The following is a 22,115-nucleotide window of genomic DNA, read 5'->3' as shown; positions in this document are numbered from 1 at the left end:
ATGGACATTCTGATTGCGCTGGCGCTGGCCTTTGCCGTGTTCGCCGTCTTGCGCGGACGCGAGCAGGCCCACCGCATCGCCCTGCTGGGCCGCGTGCTGGGGCCCTACCGCATCGAGCCCATGCTGGAGAGCCTGACCGAAGGCTATCTGCGCTGGCTGCACGAGGCCGACGCCGAGCGGCGCGCCCAGATCTGGGGCACGCTGGCGGCCACCGAGCAGACGCTGGCGGCCCAGTTCAGCCGCTTTGCCGCCGACTTTGCCCGCGTCCCGGCGCCGCAGGCGCAGATCAGCAAGCTGCCCTTTGCCCTGCCATACGCCCAGCCGCTGCTGCCCGGCCGCTGGCTGTTCGACGCGCGCCGCCTGTTCGAGCTGCACGCCCGCGCCATCGACGCGCTGGCACGCAACACCGCCGGCCTGCCTCACAAGGAGCGCGCCTACCGGATGACGGCCGAGCTGTACCTGATGCAGCACAGCTGCCACTGGTTCTGCCGTTCGAAAAATCTGGCCTCGGCGCGGCTGCTGGCGCGCCACAGGAGCAGCTACGCGCAGGTGCTGGCGGCGGTAGCGCCCGAGACGCGCCGCGACTACGAAGCCCTGGTGCGCTGACCCGCGAGCTCAAGCCGCCGCGGCCGCCGTCCGCAGCACGGTCTCGCTGGCCACGTCGGCCGTGTAGAACAGCTCCAGCGTCAGCTCGGCCAGCGTCACGTCGCGCGGCGCGCCGATGGCCTCGCGGGCAAGCAGCCTGGCTACCCCGGCTTGGGTCAAGTCACGCCGGCGCGTGCGTCCGCGCCCATTGCACGATCTGGCCCGGCACCGTCAGCGCACCGGCCTGGCGCGCCACCTCGCGCCCGCCGACAAACAGCGCCAGCGTCGGGATGCTGCGGATGTTGTAGCGCGTGCCCAGCGCGGGCACGGCCTCGGTGTCGACCTTGGCCAGTTGCATCTGCGGCTCCAGCAGCGCGGCGGCCTGCTCGTAGGCGGGGGCCATCATGCGACAGGGCCCGCACCAGGGCGCCCAGAAGTCGACCAGCACGGGGATCTGGCTGCGCGCGACGTGCTTGTCGAAGCTGGCCTCATCAGGGAGCGCCACCGGGTGGCCGGCAAACAGCGGCTGCTTGCACTGGCCGCAGGTGGGCGCGCTGGCCAACTGGTCTGCGCGCACGCGGTTGGTGGTGTGGCAGTGGGGGCAGACGATGTGCAGGGTTTCGGTCATGGGCAAGCACTCCGGCAAAATCGGGATCGGGGCGCGGCGCCAGGCCGCACACCGACAACATCTGCATCACAGGTGCGGCTGCCGCGTCCGATTGCAAGCCCCCGCGCGGCGTGATCGCGCCACCCGCCGGGGCCGTACACTCGCGCACGCGCCGCACCGTGCTCCATGAACCTGTCCGTCCCACCCCTGCGCCTGTCCATCGACCCCGCCAACCCGCGCCACATGGGCCGGGTCACGGCGGTGTTCCTGCTGCTGCACCTGCTGCTGTGGACACTGCTGCCCGGCATCAGCCATCGCGCGCCGCCGTGGGACAACATCGAGCAGCTGGTGTGGACGCAGTCGCTGCAATGGGGCTACTACAAGCACCCGCCGGCGCCCACCTGGTGGATGTATGCCTGGACCGAGCTGCTGGGACGCCGGGTGTGGGTGACGTTTTTTGCCGCGCAACTGAGCGTGGTGGGCATGCTGTGGTGCGTGTGGCGCGTGGCGCTGATGGTCACCACGCCGCTGCGCGCCTTCGTGGCGGTGGTGCTGACCTCGCTGGTGGCCTATCACAGCCTGCGCGGCATCATGGCCAACCACAACACCTTGCAGTTGCTGCCCGTCGGCCTGCTGCTGTGGGCGGTGCTGGCCGCCGTGCGCAGCCAGGGCGCGCGGCGCTGGCTGCAATGGGCGCTGGTGGGCGCGGCAGCGGCCCTGACGCTGTTGTCCAAGTACAGCGCGCTGGTGTGGTTTGCCGTCATCGGCGTGTGGCTGCTGCAGGATGCGCGCATGCACCGCTGGCAAGCCTGGGCGCCGGTGCTGCTGGCGGCGACGATCGGCGCGGCCGGGGTGGCGCCGCACATCACCTGGCTGGCGCAGTCGGGCTTTGCGCCATTGCGCTATGCCGAGCATTCGGTGGAGCACGGCATCAGCGGCGCGCCCAGCCACTGGACCGACCTGTGGTTCTTCATCACGGCGCAACTGGCCCGCATCGCACCGGCACTGATCGCGCTGGCGCTGTTGCGCTGGTGGCTGCGCGCGGCAGCGCCGGGCTCGGCGCCGCCGCCCTGGGCCGAGCGGCGCTTTGCGCTGTTCATGGGCCTGGGCCCGCTGGCGCTCACGCTGGCCATGGGTGTTGCCGGCCTGTACCTGGCCTCGTCCTGGGCCACCACGTTCTACGTGCTGTTCGGCCTGCTGCTGCTGCGCTGGGTGCCGGCGGTGGAGCCGGCGCGGCTGCTCAAGACCACCTTCATCCTGGGCCTGGCGTTTCAACTGGTACTGGCCGGCGGCCTGTCGCTGGCACGCGGACCGCTGGTGGACCGGCTGGGGCGCAACGCGCGCTCCAACTTTCCGGCGCTGGCGATGGCGCAGCAGCTGGAGCAGGTGTGGCGCCAGCACGGCCACACGCCGCTGCGCGTGCTGGCGGGGGAGACCTGGCTGGCCGGCAACATCACCATCCACCTGCCCTCGCAGCCGCTGGTGTTCATCGACGGCGACCCGGCCCGTGCGCCGTGGATCAACACGCCGGCGCTCGCACGCTGCGACCTGCTGGTACTGATCGACCGCAGCCCGGACGCGCCGGCGGTGGCGGCGCCGCTCACCCAGCTCATGGCCCAGGCGCGCGAGCACGGGCAGATCAGCGTGCCCTGGACGTCGCGCCCCAATGGGCCGCGCCTGACGGTGGATTGGGGAATCGTGGCGGCAACGCAGCCGGATTGCGCCACGGCGGTGCTGACGAGGCATTGAAGCCGGCGGTCAACAATATACTATCAATAAGATAGTGTATCGCGCACCATTGACAAGGGGCGCAGCCGATTTCAGCTTGGCTGACACGCAAACGGGACATAGGCGCGCCAGCGAATCTGCAAGGGCGCGCCACCGGTGTTGCGCGGCCAGGCAATCGACCATTGGCCTTCGCTGATGTGCCAGGAGGCGGGCGGGACGGCAGCCAGCAGCGGGGCTTCGGGTGCGTCGGCATAGTCGCCCAGGCGCCACACCAGCAAGGCGCCGGTCTGCTGCAAGCGCTCCGCCGAGACCCACGGGGCGTAGCGCGCGTCGCCGTCGATCAGCACCGACGGCATCGGCCGCTGCTGCTCGGCCACCAGGCCGGCCTCCCAGATGCTGCCGGCCACCACCTGCAGCGGGCAGCGCGACAGCGCCTGCCATTGGCGCCGCGCCTGCTCGCCCAGCGCTTGGGCCGGCCAATCCATGCGAGCCGGCTGGCCCAGCCACTGCGCGCTGCGGCCCGCGTACGCGGCCATGGCCAGCGTGATCAGCGCCATCCACACGGCCAGGGCGCGCACCAGCGCCCGCCGCCGACGGGCAAACCGCTCGGGCGGCACGGCGGCCAGCAGCAGCAGGGCCGCGAAATTCCACATCGGCATGCCCCACATGTCGTGCAGTTCGGCCCCGAGCAGCGAGCCCCCCGCCGCCACCAGCAGGGCCGGCCCCAGGGCGATGGTGTACAGCCACGCACGCTGCGACGGGTCCCGCAGGTACAGCCGGCCGCCCCAAGGCCGCAGGCCCGCGGCCAGCACGATCACCCCCAGGGGCACCAAGGCCACGAGCTGGGTGGCCAGAAAGCGCAGGCCGGCCGCATGATTGGCCTGCGCCGTGTCGCCGTAGCTGCGCGCGGCCAGGTAGGCCAGGGGTCCGCCGTTGTCGTGCAGCAGCCACAGCCCATGCGGCGCGACCAGGACCAGGGCCACGGCCAGCGCCAGCCACGGGCCCGACCGGCGCAGCAGGCGCCGCTCGGGGCCGATCAGCAGATAGCCCGCCAGGCAGGCCAGGAACACGCCGGTGGAATATTTGGTGTACATGCCGATGGCAGCCCAGGCGCCCAGCCACACCCAGTCGCGCCGGCGATCGCGCAGCATGGCCTGGTGGGCATGCCAGGCCAGCGCCGCCCACACCGGAACCTGGGCGCTGTCGTGGTTGAAGCTGAGCATCGGCCAGGTGTAGAACAGCACGCCGTACAGCAGGGCGGCGGCCAGGCCCGCGCGCTCGGGGCCCAGCAGATCGCGCGCCAGGCGGTGCACGTAAAACAGGGCCAACAGGATGGCCAGCTGGCTGAGCAGGAAAGGCCCGAAGCGGCCCAGCGCCTCGAACGCGGGATACAGCAGCCAGGCCGGCAGCGGCGGGTGCTTGAAGTAGCCCCACTGCCATTCGCGGCCCCAGGCGATGCCCTCGACCACATCCAGCGGCAGGCTGGTGGTCAGCAGGGCGGGCAGCACCGTCCACGCCAGCACGTAGGCGGCCAGGCCAACGACCCAGGGCGGGACGGGCCACGCGCGCGCGCCAACAGCGGTCAGCGCTCGCATGCGGCAACGCGCCGAATCAAGCCAGCGCGCGCGCCAGGCGCCCCACGCCTTCGCGGATCAGCGCCTCGCCCACGGTGGCAAACGACAGGCGGAAGGTGCTGCGGTCGGGCTGGGCGCAATAAAACGGCGCGCCGGGCACGAAGGCCACGCCCTGCTCGATGGCGCGCCTGGCCAGCTCGCCCGCATCGCTGGGTTTGCCGCCCGCGCCCGTCAGGCGCGCCCACACGAACAGGCCGCCCTGCGGTTGAACGAAATCGACGGCCGCGCCCAGCTCCTGGCGCAGCGCATCGCCCATGACCTGGGCGCGCCGGCCGTAAGTGGCGCGCACCTTGGCCAGGGTGGTCGGCATCAGCCCGGCGGACAGATAGCGCGCGGCGGTGGCCTGCGCGAAGGTGCTGGTGTGCGCGTCGGAAAATTGCTTGCACATGACGGCCTTGGCCAGCAGCGCGGGCGGCGCCACCATCCAGCCCACGCGCAGGCCGGGCGAGAGCACCTTGCTGAGCGAGCCGCAGTGCACCAGCCAGTCGCGGCTGCCCGGCACCTGCGCGGACAGCGCCAGCAGGCTGGGCGGCGGCGGCGCATCGAAGTACAGGTCGCCGTAGGGGTCGTCCTCGACGATCAGGGTCTGGTGCTTGACGGCCAATTCGAGCACGCGCTTGCGCCGTGCCAGGCTGAGCATGGCGCCGCTGGGATTGCCGAAGGTGGGGATCAGATACACCAGCCGCGGCTTGTGCTGCACGATCAGTTGCTCCAGCCGGTCGACCTGCACGCCCTCGCCGTCGATGGGCGCACTGACCAGCTCGGCGCCATAGAGGCGAAAGCACTGGATGGTGGCCAGAAACGTGGGGCCTTCGACGATGGCGGTGCTGCCCGGCTCCAGCAGGGTCTTGCCCAGCAAATCCAGCGCCTGCTGGCTGCCGGTGGTGACGATGAGTTGATCGGGCGCCAGCCCCTGCACGCCCTTGGACTGCATGAAGCCGGCCAGCTGCTCGCGCAGCGGCTGGTAACCCTCGGTGGCGCCGTACTGCAGGGCGGCGCCGGGCTCGTCCTTCAAGGCCTGATCGACCGCGGACTGGATGCCCGCCACGTCGAACATGGCGCTGTCGGGAAAGCCCCCGGCAAAGCTGATGATGCCGGGCTTGCCCAGCAGCTTGAACAGCTCGCGGATGGCCGAGGTTTCGACGTTGTCGAGGCGTTTGGCAAAGGGGATCGACATGATGGTCTCGCGCGGATCGAGGGGGTTCACATTTCGGAGTAGTTGGGCCCGCCGCCGCCCTCGGGCGTGACCCAGACGATGTTCTGCGTCGGGTCCTTGATGTCGCAGGTCTTGCAGTGCACGCAGTTCTGCGCGTTGATCTGCAGGCGCATGGCACCGCCGCCCTTGGCCTCGTCGGGCACGAACTCGTACACCCCGGCCGGGCAGTAGCGGCCCTCGGGCCCCGCGTACTGCGGCAGGTTGATGCGCACCGGCACCGTCGGGTCCTTGAGCGTCAGGTGCGCGGGCTGGTTTTCTTCGTGGTTGGTGTTGCTGATGAACACGCTGGACAGGCGATCAAACGTGAGCTTGCCGTCGGGTTTGGGGTAGTCGATGGGCTTGCATTGCTCGGCGGGCTTGAGCTGCACGTGATCGGGCTGCGTGCGGTGCACCGTCCAGGGCATGTGGCCACGGAGCAGGTACTGCTCGAAGCCGTTCATCACCGTGCCGACCGTGAGGCCCTTCTTGAACCAGTTCTTGAAGTTGCGGTCCTTGTTGAGCTCGGCGGCCAGCCAGCTGTTGTCGAAGGCCTCGGGGTAGGCCGTCAGCTCGTCGTGCTGGCGCCCCGCCAGCACCGCGTCGCAGGCGGCCTCGCCGGCCAGCGAGCCGGTCTTCATCGCCGCATGGCTGCCCTTGATGCGCCCGACATTGAGGTAGCCCGCGTCGCAGCCCACCAGCGCGCCGCCGGGGAACACCGTCTTGGGCAAGGCCAGCACGCCGCCCGCGGTGATGGCGCGCGCGCCATAGGACAAGCGCTTGGCGTTGACGTTGCCTTCGCTGTCGGTGAAGTACCACTTGACGCGCGGATGCGTCTTCCAGCGCTGGAACTCCTCGAACGGACTCATGTACGGGTTCTTGTAGTTGAGCCCCACCACGAAACCGCAGAAGATCTTGTTGTCCTCGGCGTGGTACATGAAGGCGCCGCCGTAGGTGTGCTCGTCCATCGGCCAGCCGGCGGTGTGCATCACCATGCCCGGCGTGTGGCGGCTCTTGTCGATCTCCCATATCTCCTTGATGCCGATGGCGTAGCTTTGCGGGTCGCTGTGCGCGTCCAGCTTGTAGCGCGCGATCAGCTGCTTGCCCAGGTGCCCGCGCGAGCCCTCGGCAAAGAGGGTGTACTTGCCGCGCAGCTCCATGCCGAGCTGGAAGTTCTCGGTCGGCTCGCCGTCCTTGCCTAGCCCCATGTTGCCGGTCGCCACGCCGCGCACGGCGCCGTTTTCGTCATACAGCACCTCGGCTGCGGCAAAGCCGGGGAAGATTTCCACGCCCAGCTCTTCGGCCTGCGCCGCCAGCCAGCGCACCACCTTGCCCAGGCTGGCGATGTAATTGCCGTGGTTGTTGGCAAAAGGCGGCAAAAACAGGTTGGGCACACGCGTGCCGCCGGTTTCGCTCAAGAAAACATAGGCATCGTCCGTCACCGGCTGGTTCAGCGGCGCGCCCTTGGCCTTCCAGTCGGGGATCAGCTCGCTCAAGGCCTTCGGGTCGATCACCGCGCCCGAGAGGATGTGCGCGCCCGGCTCGGAGCCTTTTTCGAGCACCACCACCGACACCTCCTTGCCCAGCTCGGCAGCGCGCTGCTTGATGCGAATGGCGGCCGACAGGCCCCCGGGGCCGGCGCCGACGATGACCACGTCGTAGTCCATGGACTCGCGCGGGCCGAATTTCTCGAGGATTTCTGCAGGGTTCATGGGCATGGTGGGTAGGCCTTTGAAATAATGGAAACCACAAGGCCGGACGGCAGCACGGTGCGTGCCGGCCGGCCCATCGATTCTATGCATCGGCGCAGCCGGGTTCTCGAGCCCGTTGCCGCCCTCGTTTTCCGGGAGTATCCATCGTGAGCTATCACATCGACCTGTCGGGCCGCGTGGCCCTCGTCACCGGCGCATCGGGCGGCCTGGGCGCGCAGTTTGCCCGCACCCTGGCGCGGGCCGGCGCCGGCGTGGTGCTGGCCAGCCGCCGGCTGGAACATCTGAAGAACCTGCGCGCCCGCATCGAGGGCGACGGCGGCGACGCGCACGTGGTGGAATGCGACGTGACCGACGTGCAGTCCATCAAGGCGGCGGTGGCGCACGCCGAAACCGAGATGGGCTCCATCGACATCCTGGTCAACAACTCGGGCGTGTCCAGCACCCAGCGTCTGCAGGACGTGGGCGAGGACGATTACGACCACATCTTTCACACCAACGTGCGCGGCGCCTTCTTTGTCGCGCAGGAGGTGGGCAAACGCATGCTGGCGCGCGCCAAGGGCGCGGCGCCGGGCAGCTTCACCGGCGGGCGCATCATCAACATTGCCAGCATGGCGGGCCTGAAGGTGCTGCCCAAGATCGGCGTGTACTGCATGAGCAAGGCTGCCGTGATCCAGATGACCCGCGCCATGGCGCTGGAGTGGGGCCGCCACGGCATCAACGTCAACGCGATCTGCCCCGGCTACATCGACACCGAGCTGAACCGCCACCACTGGCAGACCGAGAGCGGCAAAAAACTCATCGGCCTGCTGCCGCGCCAGCGCGTGGGCACGCCCGCCGACCTTGACGCGGTACTGATGATGCTGGCCTCGGATGAGAGCCATTTCGTCAACGGCGCGATCATCAGCGCCGATGACGGGTTTGCCGTGTGATGGGCCCTTTGCGCGCACCCGTCAAGCGCGACAAGCTCCATATTTCATAGCATTCAATGGGCAGCGGAATCCTCGCCGGCCTGGCCGCCGGCGCGCTGTGGGGCCTGGTCTTCGTGGCCCCGCGCATGACGCGTGGCTTTGCCGGCATCGACCTCACGGCCGGGCGCTTTCTGGTTTACGGCATCGTTTCGCTGGCGGTGCTGGCGCTGTCGTGGCGGCGCGCGCGCCGGCCCACCTGGGCGCAGGCTTGGGGCGCGCTGTGGCTGTCCATCCTCGGCTTCACCGGCTACTACTGGGTGCTGGTGCTGGCCATTCGCGACGCCGGCACCGAAATGCCGGCGCTGATCGTCGGGCTGATCCCGCTGTGGGTCATGCTGCTGGGCAAGCCCGGCCACCTGCGCTGGCGCACGCTGGCGCCGGGCCTGCTGCTGACGGCGGCCGGCCTTTTCCTGATGTCGCGTGCCGTGCATGCCGGCGCGAGCGCGGCCGGCGCCCTGCCCCACTACACGCGCGGCCTGGCCCTGTCGGTGCTGGCCATGGCCTGCTGGACGGCGTTTTCGCTGCTCAACGCCGCCTGGCTGCGCCGCCACCCCGACGTCAGCGCCACCGACTGGGCCAACTGGCTGGGCGTGGCCACCGGTTTGGGCGGTCTGGTGCTGGCACTGGGCCTGGGCACGCCGCTGCCCCGGTTGATGGCGCAGCCCGGCTGGCCGTTGTTTGCGCTGGTGGTGCTGGGCATCGGCTTTGGGTCGAGCTGGCTGGCCACCATCTTGTGGAACCTGGCCAGCCAGCGCCTGGCCGCCAGCCTGTGCGGTCAGCTCATCGTCAGCGAGACGCTGTTTGCCCTGTTGTATTCTTTTGCGTGGGATGGCCGCTGGCCCAGCGCCATGCAGCTGTCGGCAGCCTTTCTGTTCACCCTCGGCATCCTGGCCTCCATCAAGGCACATCAATGAAAATCGACATCCCCGACGAAAAGCGGCTGGTCCACGAGATGCTCATTCCCATCCGCTGGGGCGACATGGACGCCATGGGCCACATCAACAACACCGTCTACTTCCGCTACATGGAGACGGCGCGCATCGAGTGGGTGACCAGCCTTGGCGTGGCACCCGACCCGACCGGCGAGGGCATCGTCATCGTCAACGCCTTTTGCAATTTCATCCGCCAGCTCGAATACCCCGGCACCGTGCTGATCAAGACTTTCGTCAGCGCGCCCGGGCGCAGCTCGTTCGACACCTGGGTCACCATGGCGCGCGCCGAGCAACCCGAGCAGATATGCGCAACCGGCGGCGCCACCGTGGTATGGATCAACACCCCGGCGAAAAAATCGGCGCCGCTGCCCGAGCGCTTGCGCCGGCAGCTTGTTGAATGACGGCAGTCCAGGAAAAAGGGCCCGGATAAAATCCGGGCCCTTCAATATGGTGGAGCTGGGGGGACTTGAACCCCCGTCCGCAAATCTTCCACGCCCAGTTCTACATGCTTAGCGGTCTGGTTTGAATCTCGCCACCCGCATCGCGCAGTCGCACGCTATGCGGGCAGCCAGTGCCCTTGAGTCTCGCCTGCGCCCAAGGCACCCGGATGCAGGCCAGCCGATGTGGATTCCCTCGCAGCCGGGACGGCTTGCGCCGCCCTTGCCCAGCCCATCGGCCTGCTGTTGCGAGGCTCACCGGTGTTTAGGCGGCGAGTGCGAAACGTTCGTCGTTTGCAGTTAGTTTGTTTCAGCGGATTAACGAGGTGACTGAACCTCGGCATGCCCTGAGGCGATTCCAACCCACGTCGAAACCAATGCAGCCCCTGGATGCCTCATTTTAGGGGCAATCGAGCCATTTCAAGAGCTCCAGCGGAGAATCGATTGCCGCGTCGCAAACCCAGTCGTCCGTGCAGACACCGACGCCGAGATAGCCGTAGCGCGCCGCGACGGTGCGCATGCCCGCCGCGATGCCGGCCCGCATGTCGCGCTCGTCGTCACCGACGTATATGCACTGGCGGGCGGGAAGGCTCAGTTGCCGCTGCGCCTCCTGCAAGGGCGCGGGATGGGGTTTGAGGTGCGGCGTGGTGTCGCCGCAGACGATCACCGAGGCGGTGCCGAACAAGGGCATGGAGGCTGTCAGCGGCAGCGTAAAGCGCGCAGCCTTGTTGGTCACCACGCCCCAGGTGCGGCCCGTGGCGACGAGGTCTGCCAACAGGGCCGCCACGCCGTCGAACGGCCGGGTGGTGTGCATCATCCGCTGTTCGTAGCGCTGCAGGAATTCGTCGCGCATGGCCGCATACCCGGCGTCGTCCGGGGAAAGCCCGAAGGCCACCTTGAGCATGCCGCGCGCGCCGGAGCCAGCGCTTCCGCGATAGGCCGCATCAGGCAAGGACGGCAGGCCGCGCAGGCGCCGCATTTCATCGGCCGCCTGGCCCAGGTCGGTGGCGCTGTCGATCAGGGTGCCATCCAGGTCGAACAGCACGCAGCGCACGTCCTCCAGCGGCGTCATGGCGCAGGCGCTGCGGGCTTGCGGGTGGCGATCATGTAATTGACGCCGGTATCGTCCGTCAGGCGGTAGCGCCGCGACATCGGGTTGTAGGCCAGACCGCTGCTGCGCGCGATGTCCAGGCCGGCGGCCCGGCAATGGCGGGCCAGTTCGCTGGGGCGGATGAACCGGGCGTATTCGTGGGTACCGCGGGGCACCAGCTTCAGGACATATTCGGCACCGAGGATGGCCATGGCAAATGACTTGGGGCTGCGGTTGATGGTGGAGAAAAACACCCATCCGCCGGGCTTGACCAGTGTGGCGCACGCCTGCACCACCAATGCCGGGTCTGGAACATGCTCGAGCATCTCCATGCAGGTGACGACGTCGAACGCCTGCGGCGACTGGGCGGCCAGCGCCTCGGCGGCCACGGTGCGGTACTCGATCTGCGGGGTTTGCGCTTCCAGTGCGTGCAGTTGCGCCACTTTCAAGGACTTTTCGGCCAGGTCGATGCCTAGCACCTGCGCCCCGCGCCGCGCCATGGCGTCGGCCAGAATGCCTCCGCCGCAGCCGACATCCAGCACCCGGGCGCCGTTCAGGGGGCACGTTCGGTCAATCCAGTCCAGGCGAAGCGGGTTGATCTGGTGCAGCGGAGCGAACTCACCGTCCAAGTCCCACCAGCGATGCGCCAGCGCCGAAAATTTGGCCAGCTCGGCCGGGTCCACATTGGCAACAGTCATGACGTGATTTTCCCACGCCGATGACGAAGCACGTTTGACCCATGCACCGGGGTGGCCAAAACAAAAAAAACCTTGGGAGCTTTCGCCCCCAAGGTTTTCAGGTCAGATGCCGAAAAATCGGCTCTGTCTGGATCGAGTTTCGATCAGTTGGCGCGCGTACCGACCACTTCGATCTCGACACGACGGTTCTTGGCGCGGCCTTCAGCGGTCTTGTTGCTGGCGATCGGCTGGGTCTTGCCCTTGCCTTCGGTGTAGATGCGGTTGCGCTCGATGCCCTTGGAGACCAGGTAGGCCTTGACGGACTCGGCACGACGCACCGACAGTTTCTGGTTGTAGGCGGCGGAACCGACGGAGTCGGTGTGACCCACGGCAATGATCACCTCGAGGTTGATGCCCTTGATCTTGCTGACCAGGTCATCCAGCTTGGCGCGGCCTTCGGGCTTCAGGACCGACTTGTCGAAGTCGAAGAAGGCGTCGGCAGCGTAAGTGACCTTCTGGGCCGCCACGGGTGCGGGAGCAGGAGCCGGGGCCGGAGCAGCGGCCGGCGGGGCAGCGGCCGGAGCCGGAGCAGCCTTGGGCGCTTCGAGCGCGCCGTCGCAGCCGACAGCGGCAGTGGCGGGCGTCCAGTTGGCATCGCGCCAGCACAGTTCGTTGGTGCCGTTCTTCCAGACCAGCTCGCTGGAGCCGTTCTGCCAGTTGTCAACGACGTTGCCGCCATCGGCAGCCTTGATTTGCGCGCCAGCGGCCGTCGCAAGGGCGGCAGTGGCAAACAAGACCGCGACTTTGTTCAGTTTGTTCATGATTCTCCTCATGGGGAAAAAGCTGCAGCCAAGCTGCGAAAACGGACGCTTTGAGTGACCACCACCAAAAACGCTGAAATTGATTGTGCCACACGTCCCCGCGCAATCCGAAGCGTTCAAGCCCCTTGAGGGCCCCACAAGGCCCGAAATCGCCCGATATGTTGCTTTGTCGCGACACCCCAAAGCACCTAAAATCAGTCTCTTTCGCCCAGAAGCGCCCTTTCCATATATATGACTTCATTCGCCAAGGAAACCCTCCCGGTCACGCTCGAAGAGGAGATGCGGCGAAGCTATCTGGATTACGCCATGAGCGTGATCGTGGGCCGCGCCCTGCCCGATGCGCGCGATGGCCTGAAGCCCGTGCACCGGCGCGTGCTGTATGCCATGCACGAGCTGAACAACGACTGGAACCGGCCGTACAAGAAATCGGCACGCATCGTGGGCGACGTGATCGGCAAGTACCACCCGCACGGCGACAGCGCGGTGTACGACACCATCGTGCGCATGGCGCAGGACTTTTCGCTGCGCCACATGCTGGTGGATGGCCAGGGCAACTTTGGCAGTGTGGACGGCGACAACGCCGCCGCCATGCGCTACACCGAAATCCGCCTGGCCAAGATCGCCCACGAGATGCTGGCCGACATCGACAAGGAAACCGTCGATTTCGGCCCCAACTACGACGGCAGCGAGCAGGAACCTCTGGTGCTGCCCACCCGGCTGCCCAACCTGCTGGTCAACGGCAGCGCCGGCATTGCGGTGGGCATGGCCACCAACATCCCGCCGCACAACCTGAACGAGGTAGTGGACGCCTGCCTGCACCTGTTGCGCGCGCCAGACGCCAGCATCGACGAGTTGATGGAGATCATCCCGGCGCCGGACTTCCCCACCGCCGGCATCATCTACGGCATCCAGGGCGTCAAGGACGGCTACCGCACCGGGCGCGGGCGCGTGGTGATGCGTGCCAAGGTGCACTTCGAGGACATCGACCGCGGCCAGCGCCAGGCCATCATCGTCGACGAGCTGCCCTACCAGGTCAACAAGAAGACGCTGCAAGAGCGCATGGCCGAGCTGGTGCACGAGAAAAAGCTGGAGGGCATCAGCCACATCCAGGACGAATCCGACAAATCCGGCATGCGCTTGGTGATCGAACTCAAGCGCGGCGAAGTGCCCGAGGTGGTGCTCAACAACCTTTACAAGCAGACCCAGCTGCAGGACACCTTCGGCGTCAACATGGTGGCGCTGGTGGACGGCCAGCCCCGGCTGTGCAACCTGAAGGATTTGCTGAGCGTCTTCCTGCAGCACCGGCGCGAAGTGATCACCCGGCGCACGGTGCATGACCTGCGCAAGGCGCGCGAGCGCGGCCACGTGCTGGAAGGCCTGGCCGTCGCCCTGGCCAACATCGACGAATTCATCCGCATCATCCGCGAATCGCCCACGCCGCCGGTAGCCAAGGCCGAGCTGATGGCGCGCAGCTGGGACAGCGCCCTGGTGCGCGAGATGCTGACCCGCACGCGCGCCGACGGCGGCACCATCAGCGCCGACGACTACCGTCCCGACGGGCTGGAGCGCAGCTTCGGCATGCAGGGCGATGGCCTGTATCGCCTGTCGGAGACGCAGGCCCAGGAAATCTTGCAGATGCGCCTGCAGCGCCTGACCGGGCTGGAGCAGGACAAGATCATTGCCGAGTACAAGGAAGTGATGGCGCTGATCGACGACCTGCTGGACATCCTGGCCAAGCCCGAGCGCGTGTCCACCATCATTGGCGAAGAGCTGACGGCCCTCAAGACCGAATTTGGCCAGACCAGGCTGGGCGCGCGCCGTTCGCAGGTGGAGCACAACGCGCAGGACCTGGCCACCGAAGACCTGATCACGCCCACCGACATGGTGGTCACGCTCAGCCACACCGGCTACATCAAGGCGCAACCGCTGTCCGAGTACCGGGCGCAAAAGCGCGGCGGGCGCGGCAAGCAGGCCACGGCCACCAAGGAAGACGACTGGATCGACCAGCTCTTCATTGCCAACACGCACGACTACATCCTGTGCTTTTCCAACCGCGGGCGGGTGTACTGGCTCAAGGTCTGGGAGGTGCCTTCGGGCTCGCGCGGCTCGCGCGGGCGGCCCATCGTCAACATGTTCCCGCTGCAGGATGGCGAAAAGGTCAACGTGGTGCTGCCGCTCACGGGCGAGATGCACAGCTTTCCCGAGGATCGCTACGTGTTCATGAGCACCTCGATGGGCACGGTCAAGAAGACGGCGCTGTCGGAGTTCAGCAACCCGCGCAAGGCCGGCATCATCGCGGTCGATCTGGACGAGGGCGACTTTCTGATCGGCGCGGCGCTGACCGATGGCGCGCACGACGTGATGCTGTTCTCGGACGGCGGCAAGGCGGTGCGCTTCGACGAAAACGACGTGCGTCCCATGGGCCGCGGCGCGCGCGGCGTGCGCGGCATGTCGCTCGAAGACGGCCAGAGCGTGATTGCCATGCTGGTGGCCGAGGGCGAGGTCAGCGCCGAAAGTGCGGGCGGCGATGCGCGCACCAGCGTCCTCACCGCGACCGAAAACGGTTACGGAAAACGCACCAACATTACCGAATACACGCGGCACGGCCGCGGCACCAAGGGCATGATCGCGATCCAGCAAAGCGAGCGCAACGGCAAGGTCGTGGCCGCCACGCTGGTCGGCGCCGACGACGAGATCATGCTCATCACCGACAAGGGTGTGCTGGTGCGCACCCGCGTCGCCGAAATCCGCGAGATGGGCCGCGCCACGCAAGGCGTCACGCTGATCGCGCTGGACGAAGGCACGCAACTGTCGGGCCTGCAACGCATCGTGGAAAATGACGCCCAGGATGCGGGCGACGACCCCCAACCCAATGAACCAACGGAGTGATCCATTTTGAAAGCTGCTTTTTCCAAATTGCCCCTGGCCCTCTTGTTCGTCGCGGCCTGCGCCGCCTCGACGGGCGCCAATGCCCAGGATGCCAAAAAGGCCCTGGCCACCAAGCTGGCCCAGATGCAGGCCAAGACCGATGGCGCCGCCATGGCCAACCAGCTGACGGCCGACGCGGTGCAGCTGCCCCTGTCCACCTGGTCGCAGCGCCTGGACGAATCCGTGCCGCCGGCACGCCAGAAGGACGTGCGCGACAAGCTGGACGTCGAACTCAAGAAATTCGCCGACAACACGCACAAGGCCATCGACGCGCAGGTCAGCAAGGCCGCCGAAGCCGCCCTGGTGCCCGTCTTCATGGACAAGCTGAGCGAAGACGAGATGAAGACCATCATCGCCTACATGGAGTCGCCCGCCGCGGTCAAATTCCAGTCGCTCAGCGCCGACGCGGGCAATGCCTGGGCGCAAAAGGTGATTGACGCCACGCGCCCGACGGTGGAAGCCAACGTCAAGTCCTTTGACGCCGCGGCCAGCAAGATCGTCGGCGTGCCGGCCGCCTCGCCGGGCGGCGGCGCCAACGGCAAGTCCCAGGCCGCGCCGGCAGCGCCGGCCTCGGCCAGCAAGAAGTAAGCTCGTGCCCCAGCGCGGCGCCGGCCCGATGGCCGGCGCCCTTTTTTGACCCTCCATGAGCAACACCCCCATCCAGACCGAAGCCCTGGCCCGACTGCGCACCCGCATCGACGGCCTGGACGCGCAGCTGCTGAGCTTGCTCAACGAGCGCGCGCGAGTGGCCGAGGAGGTGGGCGAACTCAAGCGCCACGAGGGCACACCCTTCTTCCGCCCCGACCGGGTGGCCCAGGTCATCGCCAAGGTGCAGCAGGCCAACCCGGGCCCGCTGCTGAATCAGCACGTGGCCGCCATCTGGCGCGAGATCATGTCGGCCTGCCTGGCGCTGGAGGTGCCGCAGCGCGTGGCGGTGCTGGGTCCCGAAGGCACCTTCACCGAGCAGGCCGCGGTCGAGTTTTTCGGCAGCGCGGCCAACCTGATCTATTGCCAGAGCTTTGACGAGGTGTTTCACGCCACGGCCGCCGGCACCTCGCAATTCGGCGTGGTGGCGGTCGAAAATTCGACCGAAGGCGTGGTGGCGCGCTCGTTCGACCTGTTCCTGCATTCGCCGGTGCACATCGTCGGCGAGGTCAGCCTGCTGGTGCGCCACAACCTGCTGCGCAGCAATGCGGGGCTTGCGGGCATCGAGGTCGTGATGGCCCACCCGCAGGCGCTCATGCAATGCCAGGGCTGGCTCAACCAGCATCTGCCGCAAGCCGAGCGCCGCGCGGTGTCCAGCAACGCCGAGGGCGCACGCCTGGCGGCCGGAAACGCCGCCTGGGCCAGCCTGGCCAGCGAGCGGGCGGCTGCGCAATTCGGCCTGCACATCGTGGCCCACGCCATCCAGGACGAGGCCTACAACCGCACGCGCTTTGCCGTCATCTGCCTGCCGCAAACCCTCAGCACGCCCGCGCCCACGGGGCGCGACTGCACCAGCATCGTGGTGTCGGTGCCCAACAAGCCCGGCTCGGTGCACGACATGCTGACCCCGCTGAAAAAGCATGGCGTGAGCATGACGCGCTTCGAGTCGCGCCCGGCCAAGTCGGGCCAGTGGGAATACTATTTTTATATCGACCTGGCCGGCCACCCGAGCGAGCCGCACATCCACGCGGCGCTGGAGGAATTGCGCGGCCTGTGCGCGTTCTACAAGGTGCTGGGCGCCTATCCCCTCGCAAACGATGTTTGAACAACTTGGCTTGATCGGCTGCGGCCTGATGGGCGGCTCGTTTGCGCTGGCCGCCAAGCGCGCCGGCCTGGTGCGGCGCGTGGTAGGCTACAGCAAGTCGCCCTCCACCACCGAACGGGCGCGCCAGCTGGGCGTGATCGACGTGGAGGCCCCCTCGGCGCTGCAGGCGGTGTCCGGCTCCGACCTGGTGCTGCTGGCCGTGCCCGTGGCCGCCACCGAAACCACCTTCAAGTCCATTCGCCACCTGCTCACGCCCGAAATGCTGGTGGTGGACGTGGGCTCGACCAAGCGCGATGTGGTGGATGCCGCGCGGCGCGCCCTCAAGGGGGCGGTGGGCAATTTCGTGCCCTGCCATCCGATCACGGGGCGCGAGGTGTCGGGCGTGGAAAACGCCGACGTCGAACTGTACAAGGGCAAGCCCGTCATCCTCACGCCCATCGAGCGCACGCTGACCAAGAAGATCGATCAGGCCGAAGCGATGTGGCAGGCCCTGGGCTGCCGCGTCTCGCGCATGTCGCCCGAATCGCACGACGCCGCCTTTGCCGCCGTCAGCCACCTGCCGCACCTGATTGCCTTCGCGCTGATGATGAGCATTGCCGGCCAGCCACGCGGCAAGGAATTCCTGTCGCTGGCCGGCCCCGGGTTTCGCGACTTCAGCCGCATTGCCGCCAGCGACCCCCACATGTGGCGCGACGTGCTGATCGCCAACCGCGAGGAGCTGGCCGAACAGATGCGCCACTTCCAGCAGGCGTTGGCGCAGTTCGAGCAACTCATTGCCGCCGGTCAGGCCGACGCGCTGGAGCAGTTGATCACCCAGGCCAGCCACGCACGGGCCACCTGGCGATTGACACCCGGCGCACAGTAATGACCCACCCCCGTTGCTCCACTCGCTGCGCGATGTTGCGGCATCCCCCCTCAAGGGGGCTGAGCCTGCGCACAAAAGGTCCAGTGGACCTTTTGTTGGCTGGCGAAGGGCCGGGCTGCTGGCCCGGCGCGGCCTGCAAGGCCACCCAGTGGCCAGGGAAACCCCGGCCACGGGTGCACTGAATCGGCCTGCTCCGCGGCCATCTGATCCTGGCCCTCTCCATCGTGGGCGTCCCTTCTTCCAACTGTCACTGATTCGCGAGGCCACGTGTACCAGTTGCCCTTTCTCGATGTGCCCGCCCTGCGCGCCGTGCAGGGGCGCGTGCGCCTGCCGGGCTCCAAGAGCATTTCCAACCGCGTGCTGCTGCTGGCTGCCCTGTGCGAGGGGCGCACGCGGGTGCACGACCTGCTGGACTCCGACGACACCCAGGTGATGCTGCAGGCGCTGCGCCAGCTGGGCTGCGGCGTCCATCTGGCAGGCACCAGCGCCACCATCGACGGCCTGGGCGGACAGGCGCCGCGCCATCGCGCCGACCTGTTTTTGGGCAACGCCGGCACGGCCATGCGCCCACTGACGGCCGCGCTGGCGGTGCTGGGCGGTGACTACGCCTTGCATGGCGTGCCGCGCATGCACGAGCGCCCCATCGGCGATCTGGTCGATGCCCTGCGCGCCCTGGGCTGCCGCATCGACTACACCGGCCAGGCAGGCTACCCGCCGCTGGCCATCGGCATGCCCGCGCTCCGGCTCGACCAGCCCATTCCCGTGCGCGGCGACGTGTCCAGCCAGTTCCTCACCGCGCTGCTGATGGCCCTGCCCCTGGCCGCCGACCAGGCGGGCGAGGACGGCATCGTGATCGAGGTGGTGGGCGAGCTGATTTCCAAACCCTACATCGAGATCACGCTGGCCTTGCTGGCGCGCTTCGGCGTGGTGGTGCAGCGCGCCGGTTGGCAGCGCTTTGTCATCCCGCACGGCAGCCGCTTGCGCTCGCCCGGCGAGATCCACGTCGAGGCCGACGCCTCGTCTGCTAGTTATTTCATAGCTGCCAGCGCCCTGTCTGAAAGCGCTGGCGGCCAAAATGGCTTGAAAATCGAGGGGGTTGGCCTGGACTCCATCCAGGGCGACATCCGCTTTGTCGACGCCGCCCGCCAGATGGGCGCCGACATCACCGGCGGCCCCAATTGCTTGCACGTGCGCCGCGGCGCCTGGCCGCTCAAGGCCATCGATCTGGACTGCAACGCCATCCCCGACGCCGCCATGACCCTGGCGGTGATGGCGCTGTTTGCCGACGCGCCCAGCACGCTGCGCAACATCGCCAGCTGGCGCGTGAAGGAAACCGACCGCCTGGCCGCCATGGCCTGCGAGCTGCGCAAGTTCGGCGCGGCGGTCGAGGAAGGGCCCGACTTCCTGCGCGTCACGCCCATCGCGCCGGGCCAGTGGCGCGCGGCCAGCATCCACACCTACGACGACCACCGCATGGCCATGTGCGCATCGCTCGCGGCCTTCAACCCCGCCGGGCTGCCCGTGCGCATCGAAGACCCCCGGTGCGTGGCCAAGACCTTTCCGGACTATTTTGAGACCCTGTTCGCCATCGCGCAGGCGGCCGCGCCGGTGCCGGTGATCTGCGTGGACGGACCCACCGCGTCGGGCAAGGGCACGCTGGCCAGTCGCGTGGCGCAGCAACTGGGCTGGCGTTACCTGGACTCGGGCGCGCTGTACCGCGTGCTGGGCCTGGCCGCGCGCCGCCAGGGCGTCGAGCTGGCGCCCGCCCACGAAGGCGCCCTGGCCGATCTGGCCCGCAGCCTGCCCGTTCGCTTCGAGGCCGATCGCGTGTGGCTGGACGAGCAGGACGTGAGCGACGCCATCCGCACCGAGCAGGCCGGCATGGATGCCTCGCGCGTGTCGGCGCTGCCCGCCGTGCGCACCGCCCTGCTGGCCCGGCAGCGCGACGCCGCGCGCCTGCCCGGCCTGGTGGCCGACGGGCGCGACATGGGCACGGTGATCTTCCCGACCGCGCCGCTGAAGGTCTTTCTCACCGCCGGCGTGCGGCAACGCGCCGAGCGCCGGTACAAGCAGTTGATTTCCAAGGGCATTTCGGTTACAATCGATGGTCTTTGCGCAGACTTGCAGGAGCGCGATGCACGCGATCAATCGCGCGCTGCGGCCCCGCTCAAGCCTGCCCCAGATGCCCTGCTGCTGGACAACTCCGCCTTGTCGATCGAGCAATCGGTCGATCAGGTCTTGAGCTGGTGGCAGGCCAGGCAGCCTTTCTGACCCACCCGGGGCAGCCAGGCGCCACCCGCGAACGGCGGCCCCGCACGGATCGGGACGGCCTTTCGACAAGCTCCACCGGCTTGCCCTTCGCACCTTCGGCGTGCACCGAGCCTGGTGGTTTATCAACCTCCAACCACGGCCCTTTCGCCGTCACCACCCTCCACCATTCAGCCTTTGAAGCGATTGCAATCGTGCCGTCGCAAACCTGCGTGCGTGGACCAGGAAACCCACATGTCTGAATCTTTTGCCCAGTTGTTCGAAGAGTCCCTGCAGCGCACCGTCATGCGCCCGGGCGAGGTCATTCCCGCCGAAGTCGTGCGCGTCGAGCACAACTTCGTGGTTGTCAACGCGGGCCTGAAGTCCGAAGCCTACATTCCAATCGAGGAATTCAAGAACGATCAGGGCCAGATCGACGTCGAGCCCGGCTCCTTCGTGCCGGTGGCCATCGGCTCCATCGAAAACGGCTACGGCGACACCATCCTCTCGCGCGACACCGCCAAGCGCCTGGCCTCGTGGCTGGCGCTTGAAAAAGCGCTGGACTCCGGCGAATTCGTCACCGGCACCACCAGCGGCAAGGTCAAGGGCGGCCTGACGGTGCTGGTCAACGGCATCCGCGCCTTCCTGCCCGGCTCGCTGGTCGACACGCGTCCCACCAAGGACCTGACGCCCTACGAGAACAAGACCATGGAGTTCAAGGTCATCAAGCTCGACCGCAAGCGCAACAACGTGGTGCTCTCGCGCCGCGCCGTGGTCGAAGCCAGCATGGGCGAAGAGCGCGCCAAGCTGATGGAGACCCTGAAGGAAGGCGCCGTGGTGCACGGCGTGGTCAAGAACATCACCGAGTACGGTGTTTCGTCGATCTGGGTGGTACCGACGGCCTGCTGCACATCACCGACATGGCCTGGCGCCGCGTGCGCCACCTGTCCGAGGTGGTGCAGACCGGCCAGGAAATCACGGCCAAGATCCTCAAGTTCGACACCGAGAAGCAGCGCGTCAGCCTGGGTCTGAAGCAGATGGGCGACGACCCGTGGATGGGCGTGAGCCGCCGCTACCCGCAGGGCACGCGCATGTTCGGCAAGGTCACCAACATCGCCGACTACGGCGCCTTTGTCGAGCTCGAGCCCGGCATCGAAGGCCTGGTGCACGTGTCCGAGATGGACTGGACCAACAAGAACGTGGCCCCCAGCAAGATCGTGTCGATGGGCGACGAGGTCGAGGTCATGATCCTCGAGATCGACGAGGACAAGCGCCGCATCAGCCTGGGCATGAAGCAGTGCCGCGCCAACCCCTGGCAAGAGTTCGCGCAGAACACCAAGCGCGGCGACCGCGTGCACGGCCCCATCAAGTCGATCACCGACTTTGGCGTGTTCGTCGGCCTGGCCGCCGGCATCGACGGCCTGGTGCACCTGTCCGACCTGTCCTGGAACGAGCCCGGCGAAGCCGCCGTGCGCAACTACAAGAAGGGCCAGGACGTCGAGGCCATCGTGCTGGCCGTGGACGTCGAGCGCGAGCGCATCAGCCTGGGCATCAAGCAACTGGACCAGGACCCGTTCACCACCTTCGTCACCGTCAACGACAAGGGCCAGACCGTCACCGGCACCGTCAAATCGGTGGACGCGCGTGGCGCCGAGATCGACCTGGGCAACGACGTGGTGGGCTACCTGCGCGCCTCCGAGATCAGCCGCGACCGCGTGGAAGACGCCAGCCAGGTGCTGAAGGTGGGCGACGAAGTGACCGCCGTGGTGGTCAACGTCGACCGCAAGACGCGCAACATCCAGTTGTCGGTGCGTGCCAAGGACGCCGCCGACCAGCAGGAAGCCATGGCCAGCCTGAACCAGTCCACCGGCAATGCCGGCACCACCAGCCTGGGCGCCCTGCTGCGCGCCAAGCTGGACAGCGGCGACAAGGCCTGATGCAG

18 protein-coding genes, 1 other RNA gene and 1 pseudogene are annotated in these 22,115 nt (G+C 67.7%); 11 read left to right on the top strand and 9 right to left on the bottom strand.

Going from position 1 to position 22,115, the window contains the following annotated elements; translation table 11 throughout:
- Positions 1 to 606, top strand: coding sequence for a hypothetical protein (locus U1F38_RS02850; RefSeq protein WP_409985533.1), 606 nt, complete (start codon positions 1 to 3; stop codon positions 604 to 606).
- Between the two features lie 9 nt (positions 607 to 615).
- On the opposite strand, the gene U1F38_RS02845 is transcribed toward U1F38_RS02850, so the two are convergent.
- Both U1F38_RS02845 and trxC read right to left on the bottom strand, forming a co-directional pair.
- Positions 616 to 765 (bottom strand): hypothetical protein, encoded by a 150-nt coding sequence (locus U1F38_RS02845; RefSeq protein WP_409985532.1) that lies wholly within the window; start codon positions 763 to 765, stop codon positions 616 to 618.
- 1 nt (position 766) lies between these two features.
- Positions 767 to 1,213, bottom strand: a complete 447-nt coding sequence (trxC, locus tag U1F38_RS02840) for a thioredoxin TrxC (protein ID WP_409985531.1) — start codon at positions 1,211 to 1,213, stop codon at positions 767 to 769.
- Between the two features lie 165 nt (positions 1,214 to 1,378).
- On the opposite strand from trxC, the gene U1F38_RS02835 reads away from it, so the two are divergent.
- A complete protein-coding gene (locus tag U1F38_RS02835; RefSeq protein ID WP_409985530.1) occupies positions 1,379 to 2,941 on the top strand; it encodes a glycosyltransferase family 39 protein in 1,563 nt (520 codons plus the stop codon).
- Positions 2,942 to 3,012: 71 nt separating this feature from the next.
- On the opposite strand, the gene U1F38_RS02830 is transcribed toward U1F38_RS02835, so the two are convergent.
- From U1F38_RS02830 to U1F38_RS02820, 3 genes are read right to left on the bottom strand one after another with little or no spacing between them, the layout of a single operon-like run.
- Positions 3,013 to 4,515 (bottom strand): glycosyltransferase family 39 protein, encoded by a 1,503-nt coding sequence (locus tag U1F38_RS02830; protein ID WP_409985529.1) that lies wholly within the window; start codon positions 4,513 to 4,515, stop codon positions 3,013 to 3,015.
- 16 nt (positions 4,516 to 4,531) lie between these two features.
- The gene (locus tag U1F38_RS02825) at positions 4,532 to 5,725 is read right to left on the bottom strand and encodes a PLP-dependent aminotransferase family protein (RefSeq protein WP_409985790.1); all 1,194 of its coding nucleotides are present in this window, start codon (positions 5,723 to 5,725) and stop codon (positions 4,532 to 4,534) included.
- A 32-nt stretch (positions 5,726 to 5,757) separates the two neighbouring features.
- Positions 5,758 to 7,458, bottom strand: a complete 1,701-nt coding sequence (locus U1F38_RS02820) for an electron transfer flavoprotein-ubiquinone oxidoreductase (protein WP_409985789.1) — start codon at positions 7,456 to 7,458, stop codon at positions 5,758 to 5,760.
- A 146-nt stretch (positions 7,459 to 7,604) separates the two neighbouring features.
- On the opposite strand from U1F38_RS02820, the gene U1F38_RS02815 reads away from it, so the two are divergent.
- Genes U1F38_RS02815 through U1F38_RS02805 form a run of 3 tightly spaced genes read left to right on the top strand, consistent with a single transcriptional unit; the run spans position 7,605 to position 9,759 of the window.
- Complete coding sequence (locus U1F38_RS02815; RefSeq protein ID WP_409985528.1) at positions 7,605 to 8,387, top strand: SDR family oxidoreductase; 783 nt, start codon at positions 7,605 to 7,607, stop codon at positions 8,385 to 8,387.
- A gap of 56 nt (positions 8,388 to 8,443) precedes the next feature.
- On the top strand, positions 8,444 to 9,340 hold the full coding sequence (locus U1F38_RS02810) for a DMT family transporter (protein ID WP_409985527.1): 897 nt from the start codon (positions 8,444 to 8,446) through the stop codon (positions 9,338 to 9,340).
- Positions 9,337 to 9,759 carry an acyl-CoA thioesterase gene (locus tag U1F38_RS02805; protein WP_409985526.1) on the top strand — a complete coding sequence of 141 codons (423 nt, stop codon included), beginning with the start codon at positions 9,337 to 9,339 and terminating at the stop codon, positions 9,757 to 9,759. The genes U1F38_RS02810 and U1F38_RS02805 overlap by 4 nt, the downstream gene beginning before the upstream one ends.
- Before the next feature lie 47 nt (positions 9,760 to 9,806).
- On the opposite strand, the gene ssrA is transcribed toward U1F38_RS02805, so the two are convergent.
- The 4 genes from ssrA to ompA all read right to left on the bottom strand — a co-directional run bounded on the left by ssrA (position 9,807) and on the right by ompA (position 12,383).
- Positions 9,807 to 10,182, bottom strand: a transfer-messenger RNA (tmRNA) gene (gene ssrA / locus U1F38_RS02800).
- 13 nt (positions 10,183 to 10,195) lie between these two features.
- Positions 10,196 to 10,867, bottom strand: a complete 672-nt coding sequence (locus U1F38_RS02795) for an HAD family hydrolase (protein WP_409985525.1) — start codon at positions 10,865 to 10,867, stop codon at positions 10,196 to 10,198.
- Positions 10,864 to 11,583, bottom strand: coding sequence for a bifunctional 2-polyprenyl-6-hydroxyphenol methylase/3-demethylubiquinol 3-O-methyltransferase UbiG (gene ubiG, locus U1F38_RS02790; protein WP_409985524.1), 720 nt, complete (start codon positions 11,581 to 11,583; stop codon positions 10,864 to 10,866). The genes U1F38_RS02795 and ubiG overlap by 4 nt, the downstream gene beginning before the upstream one ends.
- Before the next feature lie 143 nt (positions 11,584 to 11,726).
- Positions 11,727 to 12,383: an outer membrane protein OmpA gene (gene ompA, locus U1F38_RS02785; RefSeq protein ID WP_409985523.1), complete on the bottom strand. Its 657-nt coding sequence runs from the start codon at positions 12,381 to 12,383 to the stop codon at positions 11,727 to 11,729.
- A gap of 231 nt (positions 12,384 to 12,614) precedes the next feature.
- Between ompA and gyrA the strand changes: the two genes are divergently transcribed.
- The 6 genes and pseudogenes from gyrA to rpsA all read left to right on the top strand — a co-directional run bounded on the left by gyrA (position 12,615) and on the right by rpsA (position 22,110).
- Positions 12,615 to 15,272: a DNA gyrase subunit A gene (gene gyrA / locus U1F38_RS02780; RefSeq protein ID WP_409985522.1), complete on the top strand. Its 2,658-nt coding sequence runs from the start codon at positions 12,615 to 12,617 to the stop codon at positions 15,270 to 15,272.
- Positions 15,273 to 15,278: 6 nt separating this feature from the next.
- The gene (locus U1F38_RS02775) at positions 15,279 to 15,899 is read left to right on the top strand and encodes a hypothetical protein (RefSeq protein ID WP_409985521.1); all 621 of its coding nucleotides are present in this window, start codon (positions 15,279 to 15,281) and stop codon (positions 15,897 to 15,899) included.
- Positions 15,900 to 15,954: 55 nt separating this feature from the next.
- Positions 15,955 to 17,061 carry a prephenate dehydratase gene (gene pheA, locus U1F38_RS02770; RefSeq protein WP_409985520.1) on the top strand — a complete coding sequence of 369 codons (1,107 nt, stop codon included), beginning with the start codon at positions 15,955 to 15,957 and terminating at the stop codon, positions 17,059 to 17,061.
- A complete protein-coding gene (locus U1F38_RS02765; protein WP_409985519.1) occupies positions 17,054 to 17,926 on the top strand; it encodes a prephenate dehydrogenase in 873 nt (290 codons plus the stop codon). Before pheA ends, U1F38_RS02765 begins: the two co-directional genes overlap by 8 nt.
- Before the next feature lie 267 nt (positions 17,927 to 18,193).
- On the top strand, positions 18,194 to 20,197 hold the full coding sequence (locus U1F38_RS02760; protein WP_409985518.1) for a bifunctional 3-phosphoshikimate 1-carboxyvinyltransferase/cytidylate kinase: 2,004 nt from the start codon (positions 18,194 to 18,196) through the stop codon (positions 20,195 to 20,197).
- 231 nt (positions 20,198 to 20,428) lie between these two features.
- Positions 20,429 to 22,110 (top strand): annotated as a pseudogene (rpsA, locus tag U1F38_RS02755) (30S ribosomal protein S1).
- Positions 22,111 to 22,115: the final 5 nt, after the last annotated feature.

It is taken from the genome of Ottowia sp. (assembly GCF_046348305.1).
In the GTDB taxonomy this organism is placed as follows: Bacteria; Pseudomonadota; Gammaproteobacteria; order Burkholderiales; family Burkholderiaceae_C; genus Ottowia.
Note: the sequence above shows the minus strand (reverse complement) of the source record. Positions and strands in the feature narration are given on the sequence as shown.

Bases quoted from the DNA above. Each gene is read 5' to 3' on its own strand.
- U1F38_RS02795 (WP_409985525.1), bottom strand. From the start codon at position 10,867: ATGACGCCGCTGGAGGACGTGCGCTGCGTGCTGTTCGACCTGGATGGC.
- U1F38_RS02820 (WP_409985789.1), bottom strand. From the start codon at position 7,458: ATGAACCCTGCAGAAATCCTCGAGAAATTCGGCCCGCGCGAGTCCATG.
- U1F38_RS02850 (WP_409985533.1), top strand. From the start codon at position 1: ATGGACATTCTGATTGCGCTGGCGCTGGCCTTTGCCGTGTTCGCCGTC.
- ompA (WP_409985523.1), bottom strand. From the start codon at position 12,383: ATGAACAAACTGAACAAAGTCGCGGTCTTGTTTGCCACTGCCGCCCTT.
- gyrA (WP_409985522.1), top strand. From the start codon at position 12,615: ATGACTTCATTCGCCAAGGAAACCCTCCCGGTCACGCTCGAAGAGGAG.
- U1F38_RS02805 (WP_409985526.1), top strand. From the start codon at position 9,337: ATGAAAATCGACATCCCCGACGAAAAGCGGCTGGTCCACGAGATGCTC.
- U1F38_RS02765 (WP_409985519.1), top strand. From the start codon at position 17,054: ATGTTTGAACAACTTGGCTTGATCGGCTGCGGCCTGATGGGCGGCTCG.
- pheA (WP_409985520.1), top strand. From the start codon at position 15,955: ATGAGCAACACCCCCATCCAGACCGAAGCCCTGGCCCGACTGCGCACC.
- U1F38_RS02810 (WP_409985527.1), top strand. From the start codon at position 8,444: ATGGGCAGCGGAATCCTCGCCGGCCTGGCCGCCGGCGCGCTGTGGGGC.
- ubiG (WP_409985524.1), bottom strand. From the start codon at position 11,583: ATGACTGTTGCCAATGTGGACCCGGCCGAGCTGGCCAAATTTTCGGCG.
- U1F38_RS02835 (WP_409985530.1), top strand. From the start codon at position 1,379: ATGAACCTGTCCGTCCCACCCCTGCGCCTGTCCATCGACCCCGCCAAC.
- U1F38_RS02830 (WP_409985529.1), bottom strand. From the start codon at position 4,515: ATGCGAGCGCTGACCGCTGTTGGCGCGCGCGCGTGGCCCGTCCCGCCC.
- trxC (WP_409985531.1), bottom strand. From the start codon at position 1,213: ATGACCGAAACCCTGCACATCGTCTGCCCCCACTGCCACACCACCAAC.